This window comes from Streptomyces sp. NBC_01750 (assembly GCF_035918095.1).
In the GTDB taxonomy this organism is placed as follows: domain Bacteria; phylum Actinomycetota; class Actinomycetes; order Streptomycetales; family Streptomycetaceae; genus Streptomyces.
On sequence record NZ_CP109137.1, the window covers coordinates 4,264,968 to 4,284,030 of the forward strand.

General features: G+C 71.5%; 12 protein-coding genes, 1 tRNA gene and 1 riboswitch. Of the genes, 6 read left to right on the forward strand and 7 right to left on the reverse strand.

Annotated elements, in window-relative coordinates:
• Positions 1-23: 23 nt before the first annotated feature.
• The gene (locus OG966_RS19045; RefSeq protein ID WP_326650910.1) at positions 24-1,673 is read right to left on the reverse strand and encodes an ATP-binding SpoIIE family protein phosphatase; all 1,650 of its coding nucleotides are present in this window, start codon (positions 1,671-1,673) and stop codon (positions 24-26) included.
• A 118-nt stretch (positions 1,674-1,791) separates the two neighbouring features.
• Positions 1,792-3,231, reverse strand: a complete 1,440-nt coding sequence (locus tag OG966_RS19050; protein ID WP_326650911.1) for an NAD(P)/FAD-dependent oxidoreductase — start codon at positions 3,229-3,231, stop codon at positions 1,792-1,794.
• 326 nt (positions 3,232-3,557) lie between these two features.
• Here OG966_RS19050 and OG966_RS19055 point away from each other — a divergent pair, with 326 nt between their 5' ends.
• Complete coding sequence (locus tag OG966_RS19055) at positions 3,558-4,334, forward strand: TetR/AcrR family transcriptional regulator (protein ID WP_326650912.1); 777 nt, start codon at positions 3,558-3,560, stop codon at positions 4,332-4,334.
• A gap of 206 nt (positions 4,335-4,540) precedes the next feature.
• Positions 4,541-6,676: a sigma-70 family RNA polymerase sigma factor gene (locus OG966_RS19060; RefSeq protein ID WP_326650913.1), complete on the forward strand. Its 2,136-nt coding sequence runs from the start codon at positions 4,541-4,543 to the stop codon at positions 6,674-6,676.
• Positions 6,677-6,895: 219 nt separating this feature from the next.
• Here the strand turns inward: OG966_RS19060 and OG966_RS19065 are convergent, their stop codons facing one another.
• On the reverse strand, positions 6,896-9,001 hold the full coding sequence (locus tag OG966_RS19065; RefSeq protein WP_326650914.1) for an asparagine synthase-related protein: 2,106 nt from the start codon (positions 8,999-9,001) through the stop codon (positions 6,896-6,898).
• Positions 9,002-9,747: 746 nt separating this feature from the next.
• On the opposite strand from OG966_RS19065, the gene OG966_RS19070 reads away from it, so the two are divergent.
• The 4 genes from OG966_RS19070 (at position 9,748) to OG966_RS19085 (ending at position 14,838) form a co-directional block, all read left to right on the forward strand.
• On the forward strand, positions 9,748-11,172 hold the full coding sequence (locus tag OG966_RS19070; RefSeq protein ID WP_326650915.1) for an MFS transporter: 1,425 nt from the start codon (positions 9,748-9,750) through the stop codon (positions 11,170-11,172).
• Positions 11,173-11,249: 77 nt separating this feature from the next.
• A complete protein-coding gene (gene lhgO, locus OG966_RS19075) occupies positions 11,250-12,518 on the forward strand; it encodes an L-2-hydroxyglutarate oxidase (RefSeq protein ID WP_326650916.1) in 1,269 nt (422 codons plus the stop codon).
• Between the two features lie 122 nt (positions 12,519-12,640).
• Positions 12,641-13,444, forward strand: coding sequence for a tRNA (guanosine(46)-N7)-methyltransferase TrmB (trmB, locus tag OG966_RS19080; RefSeq protein ID WP_406731535.1), 804 nt, complete (start codon positions 12,641-12,643; stop codon positions 13,442-13,444).
• A 59-nt stretch (positions 13,445-13,503) separates the two neighbouring features.
• Positions 13,504-14,838 (forward strand): PrsW family intramembrane metalloprotease, encoded by a 1,335-nt coding sequence (locus OG966_RS19085; RefSeq protein WP_326650917.1) that lies wholly within the window; start codon positions 13,504-13,506, stop codon positions 14,836-14,838.
• Between the two features lie 7 nt (positions 14,839-14,845).
• Here OG966_RS19085 and OG966_RS19090 read toward each other — a convergent pair whose 3' ends face one another.
• The 4 genes from OG966_RS19090 to OG966_RS19105 all read right to left on the reverse strand — a co-directional run bounded on the left by OG966_RS19090 (position 14,846) and on the right by OG966_RS19105 (position 18,855).
• Positions 14,846-15,790 carry an aldo/keto reductase gene (locus OG966_RS19090; RefSeq protein ID WP_326650918.1) on the reverse strand — a complete coding sequence of 315 codons (945 nt, stop codon included), beginning with the start codon at positions 15,788-15,790 and terminating at the stop codon, positions 14,846-14,848.
• Positions 15,791-15,955: 165 nt separating this feature from the next.
• Positions 15,956-17,020, reverse strand: a complete 1,065-nt coding sequence (locus tag OG966_RS19095) for a M23 family metallopeptidase (RefSeq protein WP_326650919.1) — start codon at positions 17,018-17,020, stop codon at positions 15,956-15,958.
• 11 nt (positions 17,021-17,031) lie between these two features.
• Positions 17,032-17,187, reverse strand: a riboswitch (cyclic di-AMP (ydaO/yuaA leader).
• A 215-nt stretch (positions 17,188-17,402) separates the two neighbouring features.
• Positions 17,403-18,569 carry a PP2C family protein-serine/threonine phosphatase gene (locus OG966_RS19100; RefSeq protein ID WP_326650920.1) on the reverse strand — a complete coding sequence of 389 codons (1,167 nt, stop codon included), beginning with the start codon at positions 18,567-18,569 and terminating at the stop codon, positions 17,403-17,405.
• Between the two features lie 212 nt (positions 18,570-18,781).
• Positions 18,782-18,855, reverse strand: a tRNA-Met gene (locus OG966_RS19105).
• Positions 18,856-19,063 lie beyond the last annotated feature (208 nt).

Sequence of the window (19,063 nt, forward strand, 5' to 3'; positions counted from 1 at the left end):
GGTCCGCCCACGCCGTCCACCGGCTAGGCGGGCAGGGCGAACTCGCACCAGACCGCTTTGCCGCCGCCCGGAGTGCGGCGGCTTCCCCACGACGAGGCGATCGTCGCGACGATGGAAATCCCGCGGCCCGCCTCGTCCTCTGTTTCCGCGCGGCGGCGGCGCGGCAGATGGTCATCGCCGTCCGTCACCTCGATGATCAGGCGGCGGTCGGTGCGGCGGAGTCTGAGACGCATGGGCGGGGTGCCGTGCTGGAGGGAGTTGGCCACCAGTTCGCTGGCGGCCAGTACGCCCAGGTCATGGAGCTCGGACGAGAAACGCCAGGAGGCCAGCACTCCGGAGGCGAAGGCGCGGGCGCGCGGGGCCGCCTCGACGCCGCCGAGCAGTTCGAGGGCGGCGTTGTGGAAGAGCTCGGCAGCCGGGCCCGTACGCGTGGGGTGCTGGACGACCAGTACGGCCACGTCGTCGTCGTGTTCGGCGGTGACTCCCAGGGAGCGGATCAGCCGGTCGCAGACGACCTGCGGAGTGCCGGTCGCCCCCGAGAGTGCGCGCTCGAGCGCGGCGACGCCCTCGTCGATGTCCTCGCCGCGCCGCTCGATCAGACCGTCCGTATAGAGGACAGCGCTGGAGCCGGGCGGGAGGGCGATGGTGCCCGAGGTGTGCAGCCAGCCGCCGGTGCCGAGCGGGGGGCCTGTCGGATCCTCGGCGCGGCGCACCGTGCCGTCCTCGTCGCGGACCATGACCGGGAGGTGGCCCGCCGAGGCATAGACGAGCCGTCCTTCGTTGGGGTCGTGGACGGCGTAGACGCAGGTGGCGATCTGGCTGGCGTCGATCTCGGCGGCGAGGCCGTCGAGCAGCTGGAGCACCTCGTGCGGAGGCAGGTCGAGGCGCGCGTACGCCCGTACGGCGGTGCGGAGCTGGCCCATCACGGCGGCCGCGCGCACACCGCGGCCCATGACGTCCCCGATGACGAGCGCGGTGCGGCCGGCCCCGAGGGTGATCACGTCGTACCAGTCGCCGCCGACCGCGGCGTCCGTACCGCCCGGCTGGTATGTGGCGGCGATGCACAGATCGTCGGGCTGTTCCAGCTCCTGCGGGAGCAGGGACCGCTGGAGGGTGACCGCGGTCTCGCGGTGGCGCCGCTCGCTGGCGCGCAGCCGTTCGGCGGCTTCCGCGTGGTCGGTGACGTCGGCGGCGAAGACGAGAACTCCCCCGCCGTCCTTGAGGTTCTCGGCGGGCAGGCAGCTGACGGTGTACGAGCCTTGGCCGCGGACCTTGCGGGACTTGACCGTACGGGGCGTGCCGCTGCGCAGCACCTGGTCCATGAGCGGGAGCAGGCCCAGTTCGGTGAGCTCGGGGCAGGTGTCGGCGGCGGTCGCGCCGACCGGGCGGGGGCCGAAGGCCGCGGCGTAGGCGTCGTTGACGTACGCGATGCGGTGCTCGGGTCCGTACACGAGGACGACCAGGGCGGGAAGACGGCCAAGGATCTCCTGGACGGAGAAGTCCTCGAGGGCGGGGACGTCGGGCAGGGGCTCCGGCTGCTGCTCGTACTCACCGCGGGCCGCAGGAACCGAGCCTTCCCCTCGCTGTGCCGGGGAGACCGTACGGTCGGTCCCCCGCGCTTCGGCGCGACGCTGCGTACCGGGGAGCCGCTGGCTCCAACGCGTGAAGTTCACTGACTTTCTAGCCTCAATGGTTGTCGCCAAGGGTCACTCTGTGCAGGTGTGAGCCCACCTATGGTCACACGTCCAGTGTGACCGACCGGACTGACAGCCGTCGCTGTCCCAGCCTCGGCTAGGTCCCTCCGGGGCCGCTGTGCGGCCCGTTCTTCGGTGCGCCATGGGGGCCGTGCCCCGGGCGTCTGCCGCCCGCGGCGAGTTCGAATTCGGCACGCGGGTGTTCCAGCGAGCCGAGGGAGACGATCTCGCGCTTGAAGAGCCCGGAGAGGGTCCACTCGGCGAGCACGCGAGCCTTGCGGTTGAGGGTGGGAACCCGGCTGAGGTGGTACGCGCGGTGCATCAGCCAGGCGGGATAGCCCTTGAGCTTACGGCCGTAGACATGGGCGACGCCCCTGTGGAGGCCGAGGGAGGCGACGGATCCGACGTACTTGTGTACGTATTCCTTGAGGGGTTCGCCGCGCAGCGACGCGACGATGTTCTCGGCGAGGACCGTGGTCTGGCGCACCGCGTGCTGGGCGTTGGGCGCGCACTCCTTGCCGGGCTCGTCGGAAGTGAGGTCGGGGACGGCCGCGGCGTCACCGGCCGACCAGGCGTGCTCGACACCGGCGACGGAGAGCCGGGCGGTGCAGTTGAGGCGGCCGTGCTCATTGAGCGGCAGGTCGGTGGCGGCGAGGACGGGCGCCGGCTTGACGCCCGCTGTCCACACCACGGTGCGCGTCGGGAAACGGCTGCCGTCGCTGAGGACGGCCACGCGGTCCTCGCAGGAGTCCAGCCGGGTCTCGAGGCGTACGTCGATATTGCGGGCGCGCAGCTCGCGGATGGCGTACTTGCCCATCGCCTCGCCGACCTCGGGGAGGATGCGGTCGCTGGCCTCGACGAGGATCCATCTCAGGTCCTCGGGCTTGACGTTGTGGTAGTAGCGTGTGGCGTACCGGGCCATGTCCTCCAGCTCGCCGAGAGCTTCGACGCCGGCATAGCCGCCGCCGACGAAGACAAAGGTGAGGGCGGCATCGCGGATCGCCGGATCGCGGGTGGAGGAGGCGATGTCCATCTGCTCGATGACGTGGTTGCGCAGGCCGATGGCTTCCTCGACGGTCTTGAAGCCGATGCCGTAGTCGGCGAGACCGGGGATCGGGAGGGTCCGGGAGATGGAGCCGGGTGCGAGGACGAGTTCGTCGTACGCGATCTGCACGGGGCCCGTGCCCTCTTCGGCGGTGGCGAGAGTGGTGACGGTCGCGGTGCGCTTGGCGTGGTCGACGGCCTTGGCCTCACCGATGAGGATCCTGCATCTGCCGAGCACGAGGCGGAGAGGGACCACCACATGGCGTGGGGAGATGGAACCGGCGGCCGCTTCCGGGAGGAAGGGCTGATACGTCATATAGGGGTCGGGCGCGACCACCACGATCTCCGCCTCGCCACGCTCCAGCTCCTGCTTGAGTTTCTTCTGGAGGCGCAGCGCTGTGTACAACCCGACGTAGCCGCCGCCGATGACGAGAATGCGCGTGCCCGGCGGGGGGCCGGGGGTCGTCCCCCGGAAATTAGCAGCCTTCACCATCCCATGACGCAACGGCCTCAGGCGTTTGTCCACAGCACCGGCAGATTGTGTGACCGGAAGCCTTCGGCGGCCCGGCGGGGGCCAACCTCCGGATGTTGGGGAAGGTTCGCAGGTCAGGGGCTGCAAGGGGGGTGGCGCAGGGGGGCGTAATAGGGAATCTTCCGGCCCTTGCTCCGATCGGGGGGCGCTCCGTGCGGAACTACCCCCTTCTGAATTGACCCTGGCTCAACTATGTTCATACCTCGTCGGGGTGTCCGGTCGTGGCACGCCCGGCAGACAGGGCGGGGAAGTCTCCGGGGGGAGACACCATGACCGGGGGAACGTGTATGACCATTCAAGATTCGCATTGGCAGGCTGCTGTCTCACCGGCTTCGGTCGCTGACGGGCACAGTGGCGACGGCGGTATGACACGAGTGGGATCGGGCGGGGCCAGCCGCTCGGCGCCGCTTCGTGTGGACGCACAGCGCAATCTCGAGCATGTACTGCGGGCGGCTCGCGAGGTGTTCGGCGAGCTGGGCTACGGGGCGCCGATGGAGGACGTGGCGCGCCGGGCCAGAGTCGGAGTCGGGACTGTGTACCGGCGCTTCCCGAGCAAGGACGTTCTGGTGCGCCGGATAGCCGAGGAGGAGACCTCCCGGCTGACCGAGCAGGCGCGTACGGCTCTGGGACAGGAGGAGGAGCCGTGGTCCGCGCTCTCCCGGTTCCTGCGTACATCGGTGGCATCAGGTGCGGGCCGGCTGCTGCCGCCGCAGGTGCTGCGGGTGGGCGTGGACGCCGAGGAGCCGATGGTCGTCGCAACGGGCGAGGCACGGGTACCGCACCAGCGGGTCGGCGCACAGGCCGAACTGCGGGTGGTCGGGCCGCCTCCGGTGCCGGCCGAGGAGCATGACGACACGGCCGCCACGGAACTGCTGGATGTCGTGGGGCAACTGGTCGACCGGGCGCGGGCGGCGGGTGAGCTGCGCGGCGATGTGACCGTGGCGGACGTCCTGCTCGTGATAGCCACGGCCGCTCCGGCGCTGCCGGACGCGGCGCAGCAGGCGGCGGCCTCGGCCCGGCTGCTGGACATTCTGCTGGAGGGCTTGCGGTCGCGGTCGGTCTGATCGGCGCCGATCGGCTTCGGCCGACGTCATCAACTGACTCCCGTGTTCTGTCGGTTGAGCCTTCATCGAACGAGTGATGGACGGTGCCCGGATTCGGGAAGTTCCCCGGATGAGTGGTTGCCGGACATAAGGGTTCGATGAACGGCCGCCCTGTGGCACTCTTGCCCGGTGTTTGGGGTCCGAGGGTGCTTATGGGGGCTTCCGCGATGAGCGGTGACGGTCGGGACGAGTCACGCGGCGGTACGGGCGGTTCGGATTCGACCGGTCTGCCCTCTCGACAAGTGCCGAGCCAGGCCGGGCCCGGTGGTTCTTCGGGGGCGCCCGGTCCTGGCAGGCCTGCCGGGACCGGAAGGCCTGCCGGTTCCGCCGGACCGCCCGGCGTTGCCGCGGGTGGCCCGCAGGAGTGCACCGTACCTGCGCAGCGCGAGGGCGCCGGGCTCGAATCCGTACTGCGGCCTCCCGGCGAACTGCCTTCGTCCGACGCCGAGTTGATCCGGCGCATGCGGGAGGGCGACGACAGCGCCTATGCGGAACTGTTCCACCGCCACTCCACCGCCGTCCGCCGGTATGCGCGCACCTGCTGCCGGGACGCGCACACCGCCGACGATCTGACGGCCGAGGTGTTCGCGCGGACGCTGCAGGCGGTGCGCGCAGGTGCGGGGCCCGAGCAGGCGGTACGGGCGTATCTGCTCACGACGGTCCGGCGGGTGGCCGCGGCCTGGACGAAAACGGCACGCCGGGAGCAACTGGTCGATGACTTCGCGGTGTTCGCCTCGGAGGCTGCCAGCGGCTCCGCCGCGCTGAGCGACGGCACCCTCGATCCCGGCGCCGATGTGCGGGCGATGCACGAGGCCGAGCAGTCGCTGGCCCTGCAGGCCTTCCGCTCGCTGCCCGAGCGCTGGCAGGCGGTGCTCTGGCACACCACCGTCGAGGAGGAGTCGCCGAGTGCGGTCGCGCCGCTCTTCGGGCTGACCGCCAATGCCACGGCGGTACTGGCAGGCCGGGCACGCGAAGGTCTCAAGCAGGCGTATCTGCAGGCCCATGTGAGTTCCGCTCTCACCTCGGGCGGCGACTGCGCCCGGTACGCCGACCGGCTGGGGGCGTACTCCCGCGGAGGTCTGCGGACTCGGGCCCAGCTCGGACTGCGCAAGCACTTGGAAGAGTGCGCCAAATGCCGGCTCGCGGCGGGCGAGCTGGCGCATGTCAACGCCGGTATTCCGGCGCTTCTTCCGGTCGCGGTCATCGGCTGGTTCGCCGCCGGGTACTCGCTCAAGGCCGCCGGGATCGTGGCCGGCGGTGCCGCGGCGGGGGCGGGAGCTGCCACCGCCGGCACGGGCGGTGCGGGTGCCTCGAGCGGTGCCGGTGCCTCGGGTGCCTCGGGTGCCTCGAGCGGTGCCGGTGCCTCGGGTGCCTCGGGTGCCTCGAGCGGTGCCGGTGCCTCGGGTGCCTCGGGTGCCTCGAGCGGTGCCGGTGCCTCGGGTGCCTCGGGTGCCTCGAGCGGTGCCGGTGCCTCCGCGGGCGCGGGTGGTGGGGCCGCGGCGTCGGAAGGGCTCGGCGCCCCGGTGAAGGCGGGTATCGCGGCGACGGTGGCCGTAGCGGCGGTCACCGGACTGGTGTTGGCCCTTGCCGGTGGTCCGAAGCCCGAGGCGAAGCCTCCGGCCGCGGAGCCCGTCGTACCGCTGAAGCCCACCCCGTCACCGAAGCGGAAACCTCCGGCCCCGGCCGTGGCCGAGGAGTCCGCGCCGCCGGACAGGCCGTCCCCGAACCCGGCACCTCCCTTGCCCACGACGAAGTCCACGGCGAGGCCGAACCCGAAGCTGCCGCCGATGCCTTCCGAGCCCAAGGACCCGGACCCGCCCGCTCCCACGCCCGCACCGAGGCCCAAGCCCACTCCGCCGCCCCCGCCCCCGCGGGTGTACCAGGTCAATCAGCTGGAGTACGGCGTATTCGGCGACCACGCCGCGCCCGAGGTGCGGCTCGGCGAGAGCAGCTGGCTCTGGCAGCGGTGGGGCATGTCGATCGGCGGAACGCGTTACGGACACGGGGTGACCGTGCATGCCGAGTCCTCGGTCACCATCGACCTCAACCGCCGGTGCAGCGTCTATGACGCGATGGTCGGCATCGACGATCTGACCCTGGGCCGGGGGGCGGTGCGCTTCTCGGTGTACGGCGACGGCGGGCGGCTGTGGCAGTCCCCGGTGATGCGCGGCGGAGACGCGGCCGTACCGGTGCATGTGCCGATCACCGGGCAGAGAACGATCCGGCTGGTCGTGCATCCGCACACGCCGTTGGACTCTGTGGCGCTCGGGGACTGGGCCCGCGCGCAGATCAGCTGCCGCTGACCGATTCCGGCTCCCCCCGCTGTGCGGCTCCCTCAGGCTCCCCCGGCCCCGAACGGTCACCCCGGCACGACCGGACCCCCGGGCGAGGACCCCGAGCGCCGCCGGCCGAACAGGACCGGGCACGCCGAAACACCCACTCCCAGACGCTCATCCGAAGCGACCACCCAACACAAGACCAGGCACCCCGAATCCGCTCCGCCCGCCTCGGCGCCCCGTCCTCTACGACCGCAGCGTCGGCCTCGGCGGGACCCCTCCCGCCACCGCCCTCTGGCGTGGCGCCGCGGCGCCTGTCCAGCACGTGCCCCTCCGCGAGAGCAGCCTCCGCAGCCACAGCTCCGTCGAGATCAGCTCCGCCAGCCCGTCCAGCGGCACGGATTCGCCCTCCGACGCCGCGCGCAGGGCCTTGCGGACCACCCGGGCCTCGACCAGACCCGCGTCCGCCAGCAATGGCGCGTCGAACAGGGAGATCAGGTGCGGGAGGGACACCCGCAGGCCCTTCCGTGCCGCCGCCGTCGACGAGGCATGTGTCGTCGCGCCCCAGCCCGCCGGCAGCTCGTGGATGCCCGCGCCCGCCAGCACCGCGCGGAGGATCGCCGCGCGGGCGCCCGGCCGGACCCGCAGCGATTCCGGGAGGTCACGGCAGGCCCGTACGACCTGATTGTCGAGGAACGGGGCGTGCAGCCGCTGACTGCGGATCTCCGCCGCCTGCTCCAGGATCCGCTGGTCCGACGCGTGGCGGGTCAGCGCCGCACGTGCCCGCGCCTCCCCGGGGCGCTGCACGGACGTCGGCCGCGTCGCCCCCTCCATCAGACGAACCGATACTTCGGCAAGCGCCTCGCCCGTCAGCCAGCGCGCCGCAGGACCCGGCCTCGACCAGGTCAGGGCGGCGAGGGACGCGCCCAGCGGACCGTTCGAGGGGGCGCGGCCGGCACGGTTCGCCTCCAGCAGCCGGTCCGCCGCCGTCTCCAGGCCCGTGCGGTAGGGCGTACGGGCGAGACGCCGCGCCGCCCGGTACACCGTCAGCGGGATGAACAGCGACTGCGGCGAAGGCCCCTCGGCCCGCGCCAACGCCGTGACCGGACGCACCAGATGACGCCGCCGCCGGTCCAGCAGCAGGTCCGCGAGGCGCGCCGGATGAGCGTCCAGCACCTGCCGCGCGCCGGCCCCCGTGAAGTGGTCCGCGCTGCCCGCGGACAGCCGGCCGCGGTGGCGTTCCGCGGTGATCAGCGACGGAGCCGGCTCGTCCGTCAAGGGCCCGGCGTCCAGGCCTGCGTACGGCAGCCCCTCCTCCTCCGCCGCGACCACCACATGGTGCAGCCGTGGGTTGGAGGCGATTGCCCGCGCCCGTTCCAGTTCTTCCTCGCGCCCGCCGGTGGCCAGGTCGTTGAAGGTGACCGCCAGCAGCCGCTCGCCCGCGCCCGTCCCATGGCCGAGGACCGTGCCCGGTACGCCGGGCAGCCCCGCGGCCAGCAGCGCCAGCGTGCCGGACGCGCTGCCGCCCGACAGGTCCGCGCCGATCCCCGGCGCCGGCCCGGACCGGCCGCTCCGCGCGGCCCGCCGCTCCGCCGGGCCCATCCCCGGCACCGGGCCGGGATCCGGCGGCAGCGTCTCGGGCGCGTGCCGTGGCGCGGTGAGTCTGGCCCGTACCGCCTCGATCAGTGCCTCGCGTACGCCGTCGATGGCGCGCTCCGCCTCGATCTGCGGCCCGGCGACGGCGAGGGACGCCACCGGCTCGTACCCGGTGATCTCGCGCGAGCCCTCGCGCAGAATCAGCGCGTGGCCCGGCGGGATGCGCTTCACCCCGTCGTACGGAGTCGAGTCGCGCAGCGCCTCCGGTGTCTCCGGACAGGCGAGCAGCGCCGCCAAGTGCCCGATGTCCAGCTGTGCTTCGATGAGATCGGCGAGCGGGAGCGCGGCGGTGGCATACGCGGTGCCGCTCGCCCACGGCGTATAGAAGACGGGTCTCGCCCCGGCCAGGTCTCCGGCGATCGTGATCCGGCGGCCGACCTGTACGACGGCGGTGTAGCTGCCGGCCCAGGCGGTCAGATGCCGCAGTGCCCCGCCGCGCGCCGCGAAGAGACCGACCTTCAGCTCCTCGTTACTGGCCGCGCAGCAGCCGAGGACGGCGAGCTTGGTGAAGGAGTCGACGGTGACGACGCGCACCTCGTCGGGTCGCCAGTCACCGACCGCCCAGAGCGGATCCGGGTCTCCCCACAGAAGTTGGGCACCGACGGGGTGGACGGTACGGCTGTCGTCGGACGTGCCGACGGCCCCGGCCGTACCGAAGTTTGCGGCAATACTGCTCCAGCCCACCAACCACCGCATGCCGCCTCCACAGGCTGTGGACAAACCCAGACCCACCGGACGTCGGACCACCGGGCCTTAACCGCTCGGGCCTCAGCCGTTCGGGAACATGCTGCCACGAAGGCGGCGCACAGGAGGGGCTCCGGGTAGCGCGCGCAAAAAGTGAACGCGCCCCTGGCATTGGCGATTTGACGACGGTCGGGAAGGGAAGGGGCGAGCGGCCAATGCTCAGATGGGGACAAAACAGGCAAGCGGGACCGACTGCATTCAGCCATTCTCCGTGCCGCACATGTGTGCCCCACCCGTGCATACGACAGTCCGGGAGGCGCTGTTCGCCCCCCGGACCCGTCCGCCGCCCGCGGGGATTGAGGCGGCGGTGTCCCCCAGCCCACTGGTTCCGATACGCAGTGGGCCGACCCACGCAGCACTCATGGAAGCGCTCCCCCACCAGCGGGGCCAGAGCGCACGGACGGGCGCACAGCCACACGCCCGGAGCACGACGACGAGGCGCCATCCGCCGATCGTCTGCTCCAACGCACAACAATCTCGCCATACGGAAGACCGCCCCTTAACGGTCGGGATGCGGCGAACTACGCTGTGTTTACTGATGTTCTCCCCAGGGGCGCATATTCCGAGGGGTTCGGCCAGGAGCTTTTGCAGCCGGTATCCCAGAGCTGTCGGGAGCTGCTCACCAGGGGAGGACACAGCACGAATGCCGTGCGCCCAGGCAGCGACGCGGCGGCCGTCTGTGTGTCGAGGGGTGGCGCATGTCCAGGGAGCAACGCGGGCCGAACGACAAACTCGGCACCGTTCTCGCCCTCGCGGGAATCAGCAACGCCGGCCTCGCCCGGCGGGTCAACGACCTTGGCGCGCAGCGCGGTCTGACCCTTCGCTACGACAAGACGTCCGTGGCGAGGTGGGTGTCGAAGGGCATGGTGCCGCAGGGTGCCGCGCCCCACCTCATCGCAGCCGCCATCGGCGCCAAGCTCGGGCGTCCGGTGCCGCTGCACGAGATCGGTCTGGCGGACGCCGATCCGGCCCCCGAGGTCGGGCTGGCCTTCCCGCGGGATGTGGGCGAGGCGGTGAAATCAGCCACCGAGCTCTACCGCCTCGATCTGGCGGGCCGGCGGGCAGGCAGCGGCGGCATCTGGCAGTCGCTGGCCGGTTCTTTCGCAGTGAGCGCTTACGCGACGCCCGCGTCCCGCTGGCTGATAACGCCCGCGGACTCCTCGGTGGAACGGTCCGTATCGGTGGACACCGCCGAAGACACTCCCGCCCGCGTGGGTCACAGCGATGTGGCCAAGCTGCGGGAGGCGGCGGAGGACGCGCGGCGCTGGGACTCCAAGTACGGCGGCGGGGACTGGCGTTCGTCGATGGTGCCGGAGTGTCTGCGGGTGGACGCGGCTCCGTTGCTCCTTGGCTCGTATTCGGACGAAGTGGGCCGGGCGCTGTTCGGCGCGGCCGCCGAGCTGACCCGGCTGGCCGGGTGGATGGCCTTCGACACCGGGCAGCAGGAGGCGGCGCAGCGGTACTACATCCAGGCGCTGCGACTGGCCCGCGCGGCCGCGGATGTTCCGTTGGGCGGCTACGTGCTGGCTTCGATGTCTCTGCAGGCGACGTACCGGGGATTCGCGGACGAAGGTGTGGATCTCGCACAGGCGGCGCTCGAGCGCAATCGCGGCCTCGCCACCGCCCGCACGATGAGCTTCTTCCGGCTGGTGGAGGCGCGGGCGCACGCGAAGGCGAGCGACGCGGTGGCGGCGGGAGGTGCGCTGAAGGCGGCAGAAGGCTGGCTGGAGCGCTCACGGGCGGGCGATGCCGACCCGACGTGGCTGGGCTTCTACTCGTACGACCGGTTCGCCGCGGACGCCGCGGAGTGCTACCGCGATCTGAAGGCGCCGCGCCAGGTGCGCCGCTTCACCGAGCAGGCGCTGTCGCGGCCGACGGAGGAGTTCGTACGGTCCCACGGGCTGCGGCTCGTGGTGTCGGCGGTGGCCGAGCTGGAGTCCGGGAATCTGGACGCGGCGTGTGCGGCGGGCACGCGCGCGGTGGAGGTCGCGGGGCGGATCTCCTCGGCGCGGACCACGGAGTACGTACGCGATCTGCTGCACCGTCTCGAGCCGTACGGCGACGAGCCGCGGGTCGTGGAGCTGCGGGAGCGGGCCAGGCCGCTGCTGGTCGCTCCGGCGTAGGGCACAAACCCCGGGGTTCAGCTGGTTTAAGGCGACTGTCAGTGGGCCAGTGCACTATCGGGGTGGGAGGTGACGCGGTGACGGCGTCCGGGCAGGGCTTCGGGCATGATCACGGACAGGTCCACGGGCAGGGCTTCGACTGTGACGTGCTGGTGATCGGCGGCGGGATCGTCGGCCTGTCGACGGCGTATGCGCTGACGCGCGCGGCTCCCGGGACCCGGGTCACGGTCCTGGAGAAGGAACCGGGCCCGGCCAGGCACCAGACCGGGCGGAACAGCGGGGTGATCCACAGCGGGGTCTACTACCGGCCGGGGTCACTGAAGGCGCGGTTCGCGGTGCGCGGCGCGGCGGAGATGGTGAAGTTCTGCGCGGAGTACGGCATCGAGCACAAGGTCACCGGAAAGCTGATCGTCGCGACGGGGCGGGACGAACTGCCGCGGCTGCACGCCCTGGTCCAGCGCGGCCGCGAGAACGGCATTCCGGTACGGGAGCTGGGCCCGGCGCAGATCACGGAGTACGAGCCCGAGGCGCGCGGCCTCGCGGCGATCCATGTCGGGACGACCGGGATCTGCGATTTCGGGGCGGTGGCGGCGCAGCTCGCAGCGGCGTCCAACGCGGACATCCGGTACGACGAGCAGGTCATCGCCGTCGACCGCCGCGCCTGGGGCGTCGCGGTGCGCACGGCATCGGGGACAGTGGTCCGGGCGAGGGTGCTGGTGAACTGCGCGGGGCTGCACTGCGACCGGATCGCACTGCTCGCGGGCGACGAGCCGGGCATGCGGATCGTCCCCTTCCGGGGTGAGTACTACGAGCTGGCCCGCCCCGATCTCGTACGCGGACTGATCTACCCGGTGCCGGACCCGGCGTTCCCCTTCCTCGGGGTCCATCTGACCCGCGGCATCGAAGGCGGCGTCCATGTCGGACCGAACGCGGTACCGGCGCTGGCCCGCGAGGGCTACAGCTGGTCGGCGGTACGCCCGCTGGAACTGGCGGGGACGCTCGGCTGGCCCGGTTCGTGGCGGATAGCCCGCAGGCACTGGCGGTACGGCGCGGGTGAGCTGCACCGCTCGCTGTCGAAGCGCGCGTTCGCGACGGCGGTACGACGGCTGCTGCCGGCGGTGACGGAGGACGATCTGCGTCCGGCCGCGTCGGGCGTACGGGCGCAGGCGGTCCTGCGGGACGGGACGCTGGCCGACGACTTCCTGATCCGCGAGGCACCACGGACGGTGCATGTGCTGAACGCGCCGTCCCCGGCGGCGACGGCCTCCCTGCCCATCGGCAGAGAGGTGGCACGCAGGGCCCTGACGGCGTTGGCGGACGGCCGACTGGTCGGATCGGGGAGGTGACGGGGACGCCGGTCCCGCCCGCACGGGACGGAGGGCCCGCGTCAGGGCCCAGCCCCGGGCTCGGGCCCGGGCTCGGCTCCCGGCGAAGGTCACCCCCACCCCCGCCGTAGAATCAGGCCATTGTGTCTGAGTTCCCGAACCGCGCTCCCGACGACGCCCCCCGGCCCCCCATCCGTGCCAAGGGCGAGCCCCGCTTCCCCGGTGGGCCCGCTGCCGATCCCGCCGGGTCGCATCATGAGCGGCGCATTCGCAGTTTCCAGCCGCGCCGCAGCCGCGTCACCGTCGGGCAGGCCGATGCGCTGGAAAGGCTGTGGCCGGTCTGGGGCATGGACATCGACGGGCTGCGCGTCCTCGACCTCGACGACATGTTCGGCCATCTGCCCGTCGTCCTCGAGATCGGGTTCGGGATGGGCGAGGCCACCGCGCTGATGGCCGCCGAGGACCCCGGCACCGGAATTCTCGCCGTGGATGTGCACACCCCCGGGCAGGGCAATCTGCTCGGTCTCGCGGAGCGGCACGGACTGTCCAACATCCGGGTCGCCAACGGTGACGCGATCATCCTGCTCCGGGAGATGCTCGCGCCCCGCTCGCTCGACGGGCTGCGCGTCTACTTCCCCGACCCCTGGCCCAAGAAGCGCCACCACAAGCGGCGGCTGATCCAGCCCGAATTCCTCACCCTCGCCGCGCGGTGCCTGAAGCCCGGCGCGGTTCTCCACTGCGCGACCGACTGGGAGCCGTACGCCGAGCAGATGCTCGAGGTGCTCTCCGCCCACCCGGACTTCGAGAACACCCAGAAGGACGGCGGCTACGCCCCCCGCCCCTCGTTCCGCCCGCTGACCCGCTTCGAGGGACAGGGCCTGGACAAGGGGCACATGGTGCACGACCTGCTGTTCCGCCGCGTGGGCAGCGCATTGCGGGACGCGTAACCCTCAGTAGTACCCCGGGCACCATCGCGAGTGTCAGTCTCTCTCGTTAGGGTCGATGGGTGTCCGAGTCGTCGCCGCAGCACTTCCCACCGCATCCGGCGGTCCCGGCGTTCGATCAGCAGCCGCTGTTCGACGCCGTGCCGGAGCGTTCCCGGTGGCGCTACAAGCCGCGCCGCGTCTCCCGGCTCTGGCACAGCAAGGCGGTCAGGGCCGGAGTGCTGATCACGCTCCTCGCCCTCTCCGGCCTGGTGATCCTCGCGCTCGTACGCGAACAGACCGGAACCGAGGGCTTCCTCGTCGGCCTGGGCCTCGCCACCCTGCCCGTCCCGCTCCTGATGGCGGCCTTCCGCTGGCTGGACCGCGTCGAACCGGGCCCCTGGAAGAATCTGCTCTTCGCCTTCGCCTGGGGCGCCTTCGCGGCCGCCCTCGTCGCGATCATCGCGAACTCCTTCGCGACCCGCTGGATAGCCACCGCCACCGCGGATCCGGCGAGCGCCGACACCCTCGGCGCGACGGTGATAGCCCCGATCGTCGAGGAGAGCGCGAAAGCCGCCGCCGTCCTGCTCATCTTCATCTTCCGCAGACGGGACTTCACCGGAATAGTCGACGGCGTCGTCGTGGCCGGCTTCACCGCGACCGGCTTCGCCTTCACCGAGAACATCCTCTATCTGGGCAGCGCCTTCGGCGAGGACCAGGAGATAGGCACCTCGGGCCTCTCCTCGATGACCGCGGCGACCTTCTTCGTACGCGTCGTGATGTCGCCGTTCGCGCATCCGCTCTTCACCGTGCTGACCGGCATCGGCTTCGGGATCGCCGCGCTCGCGGCGCAGCGCCAGAGGATCCGCCGCGTCGCGCTGCCGCTGCTCGGTCTCGTCCTCGCCATGGCCATGCACGCCCTGTGGAACGGCTCGTCGTCACTGTTCGGCCCGCTGGGCTTCTACGGCGTGTACGGGGCCTTCATGGTGCCCGCCTTCGGCCTGCTGACCTGGCTGACGATCTGGACGCGGCAGCGTGAGCTGCGCACGATATCCGCCGAGCTGCCCGCGTACGCCGCGGCCGGCTGGCTGGCGGCGGACGAACCGCACGCACTCTCCTCGATGCGGGCACGCACGATGGCGCGCGACGTCGCGCGGCGGATGCACGGACCGGCCGCGGCGCACGCCGTATCCGAGTACGAGACGTTCGCGACGTCCCTGGCCTTTCTGCGCCACCGGGCCCACCGCGGCGCGGTGGGCCCGGACTTCGTGGCGCGCGAGCAGGAGCTGCTGCACCACCTGTGGCAGCGCAAGGATCTGGCCGCGCCCGCGCTGACGTACGCGGCACGGGCGACGGGCCGGGCGTGGGTGCCGCCGCCGTACCGCGACTACGGCGGCTACAACCCGTACCGCTCCTAGGGCAGCCCTAGGCGGACGCCGCCGTCAGCTCGGCCAGCTCCTCGGCCGTCAGCTCCAGGTCGGCGACCGCCAGCAGGGCGGGCAGCTGCTCGACCGTTCGGGCCGACGCGATCGGCGCGGCGACGGTCGGCTGCGCGGCCAGCCAGGCGAGCGCGACGGTCGCGATCTCGGCGCCGCGCGCCTCGGCGACCTTGTCCAGCGCGGCGAGCACGGCCACACCCCGGTCGGTCTTCAGATGCTTGGCCGCTCCCTCGGCCCTGGGGCTGAGCACCGTCGCATCCGGCCGGTACTTGCCGGTGAGGAAGCCGGACGCGAGCGCGTAGTACGGGACGGCGGCGAGACCGGCGCGGGCGGCCGTCTCCTGGCGCTCGCCCTCGTACGTTTCACGCGAGACGAGGTTGTAGTGCGGCTGCAGCACGGAATAGCGGGACAGGCCCTCGCGCTCCGAGAAGTCCAGGGACGCCTGGAGCCGTTCGACGCTGAGGTTGGAGGTGCCGATGGCGCGGACCTTGCCCTCCTTCACCAGCTCGTCGAGGGCGGTGATGATCTCCTCGACGGGGACGGCCGGGTCGTCGAAGTGCGTGTAGTACAGGTCGATGTAGTCGGTGCGCAGCCGACGCAGCGACTCCTCGGCCGCGGCCTTGATCGTGGTGCCGGAGAGGCCCCTGTACCGGGGGTGCGCGCCGACCTTGGTGGCGACGACGATCTCGGAGCGGTTGCCGCGCGCGGCGAGCCAGTTGCCGATGACGGTCTCGGACTCGCCGCCCTCGTTGCCCGGCACCCATGCGGAGTAGGAGTCGGCGGTGTCGATGAAGTTGCCGCCCGCGGCGGCGTACGCGTCGAGCACGGCGAAGGACTGCGTCTCGTCGGCGGTCCAGCCGAAGACATTGCCGCCGAGGGAGAGCGGAAAGACAGCCAGGCCCGAGGAGCCGAGGGTACGGAGAGAAGTCATACGTTGATCAACAGCCGGACCGCGCCGCGCTATTCCGGGGTACCGAAACCCGGAACCCGGAACACCGGACCCCGGAACCCCGCTACGTGGAAACGCGGCCGCACGGACCGGCAGCCCTGGCGCCGGGGGGTGGGTGCCAGGGCTGCCGGGAACCGCGGCGCGGGATCAGACGGTGAGGCCCTTGCCCTGGAGCCAGGCCATCGGGTCGATGCCCGAGCCGCCCGGGGTGTGGACCTCGAGGTGCAGATGCGGGCCCGTGACATTGCCGGTCGCGCCCACGCGGCCGATCGTCTCGCCCGTCGTCACCTTCTGGCCCGCGCTGACGGACATCGACGACTGGTGGCAGTACCAGACCTCCGTACCGTCGTCGAGCTCCAGGACCGTGCGGTAGCCGTACGAGCCGGACCAGCCCGCAGACTTGACGGTGCCGCCGTGCACCGCCTTGACCGGCGTGCCCGTAGGGGCGGCGAAGTCCAGGCCGGTGTGGTAGCCCGAGGACCACATGGAGCCGGCCTCGCCGAAGGTGGAGGTGATCGTGTACGCGGAGGTGGGCAGCGCGAAGCTCTTGGCCAGGTTGGCGAGCCGCTCCTCCTCCGCCTTGGCCTTGGCGGCCTCCTCGGCCTTCCGCTTGGCGGCCTCGGCCTTCGCCTCCGCCGCCGTCTGCTGCTGCGTCGCCTCCGTCGCGGCCTTCTCGGCGGCGAGCTTCTCCGCGGCCGACTTCGCCTCGGCGTCCGCGTCGGCCTGCTGCTGCTCGGCCTGCTGGAGGATGCGGGCGCGCAGGGCCTCACCCGCGCCCCCCACGCCCGTTTCCGCGTCGGCGCCGTCGTCCGCGGCGAGGGTCATCGTCGTGAGCGGCGAGGCGTTCACGTTCCCCGACTGCGCGTCGGAGTCGTCGGACATGAAGGAGCCCACGCCCGGCAGTGACTTGGCGTCGGGCAGTTTGTCCGCGATCGAGTCGGGAAGGTCCGGCAGCGATATGGAGACCGGAGGCTTGTCCTGCGCACTGGCCATGCCGCCCGCGCCGACCGCCGCGATCACACCGACGCCGAGCACCGTGGAGCTGCGGGCGAGTCCGCCGCGCTGCTTCATGACACGGTGCCGGCCGCGCACCGGACGGACGGAGTCCTCGGTGGGGTTCCATTCCTCCCATGCCCGCTCCGCTACCTCTTCGCCGAAGAAGTCGGATTGAAAGGGGGTTTCGGGGGCAGGGGCAGGTTTGTTGGACGCCACGGAGGCGTGCTCCTTTCCTTCCTTCTCGCCTACCGGGTTAGCTGACGGGTTCGGAGCAGGAAGGTCTCCTACGAGCGCTTCGACCGCGAACAGAGCGGCAAAATGTGCCCGATTCACCCCAATTGGTGGTTCCCCGGTTCCCTTGCGGGATTCGGCGCGTGCGCACGGTGCCGTCTCTTGCGACGACTGGGACAACCGCGCTGCGTTATCGAACGTTAATAGACACCAGGGCCCGATTCCAAGCTGTTCCGACTGATCATTAACTTCATCGGCCAGGACTTACCTGGACACAAGCGGCCGGAATCGGGCGACTTGGCCGATGAGCGGACCACACCGCACTTCTGACGGTGCTTCAAATGTTATGCGGAGGGGTGTCCTTCGACTACACACGGTCGCGGCCCGACTCCTCCCGCTCCTCCTTGACCACAGGTACGGTCCCTCCACGCTCCGGCCGCCCGTTGGCCGGACGGCCGACCGCCAGCAGCGCCATGTCGTCGTTGGTGCCGCCGCCCGTGTACCGGCGTACATCGTCGAGGAGCGCGTCCAGCAGCTCCTCGGGCCCGGGAAAATGCCGACCGCCGAGCCGCTCGCCGGGGTCGTAGAAGACATCGTCCGCGTTACGCGCCTCGGACAGCCCGTCGGTGTAGAGGAGCAGCGTGGCACCGGCCGGGAACGGATACTCATCCGCCAGATCCGGCAAGCTCCCCAGATCGCCCATCCCCAGCGGCAGGGCGTGCTCGGTCGGGCGCAGCCTGTCCACATCGCCGTCGGGGTACAGCACCAGCGGCTCCGGATGGCCACGGTTGACCACCCGCACCCCGGCCGCGCCGCGCGGAACCTCGGCGAGTACGGCGGTGGTGAATCCCTCGAACACGTCCAGACTGTCCCGCCGCGTGCCCTCGCGAGTGAGCGCCCGCTCCAGGCGTGCGGCGACACCCTCGAGTGATCTCTCCTGCTCGGCCGCCTCCCGGAACGCCCCGATGACCACGGCCACGGCCTCGACCGCCTCCATCCCCTTGCCCCGGACGTCGCCCACGACCAGCCGTACACCGTGCGGAGTGTCCTGTACGGCGAAGAGGTCGCCGCCGACGAGCGCGTCCTTCTGCGCCGCCTCGTACCGGGCGGCGATCCGCAGCCCGCCGATCCGGTCGAGTGGGGTGGGCAGCACGGCGCGCTGCGCGTTTTCCGCGATGACGCGGGCGGAGGCGAGTCGCTGCCCGCTGAGCCGTACGACCCGGTTGATGAAGAGCGCCAGGCCGGCGACGGTGATCACGGTGAACAGCTCGGTGTTCGCCGAGGTCTGGCTCAGAGTCCCGTTGTAGATGTGCAGACCCACCACACCGGCGACGGCGGCCATGCCGGTCAGCAGAGTGGCGAGCCAGGAGAAGAACGGTGCGGCGATCAGCGGAGCGGCGGCGAAGAGCGGGGATGCGGTGAACTCGGACGGGGTGAGGAGATCGAAGACCAGACCGCCGATGATCATCAGCGAGGGCAGTGCGAGGACAAGGCGATGAGCGCTGGTGCCGCCGTCCTGCTCTCGCTGCCCCACCAGTGATCTCCTTGACCAGTCCATCCACGGCTGCGGACGGTACCGCGCTCTTCCCAGGCTGGCCGCAGCCGCGCCGTGCTGCGACTCTCCGTCCGCCAACCGGGCGACGGCGGCGGCGATCGGCCGGGTACGAAGACAAGTGGCCCGGCGCTCTGATGCCGGGTACGACAGTGGCCCGGCACTCTGATCGAGTGCCGGGCCACTGGCTGCAGTAGCGGGGACAGGATTTGAACCTGCGACCTCTGGGTTATGAGCCCAGCGAGCTACCGAGCTGCTCCACCCCGCGTCGGTGAACACAACCTTACGCCATCCGGAGCAAGATCAACTCCATTTTCCGGGTCCGCCTGCTCCGAAGCCTCTCCGGAGCCCCCGGACGGCCGCGGCCCAGGCTTGCGCAGCGCCTTCGCCGTCCCGCGACGGACGCCCGACGCGGACGCGAAGGTGAGCGGCTTGCCTGAGTCCACCGGGGTGGCGTGGGCGGCGGCGAGCGGGAC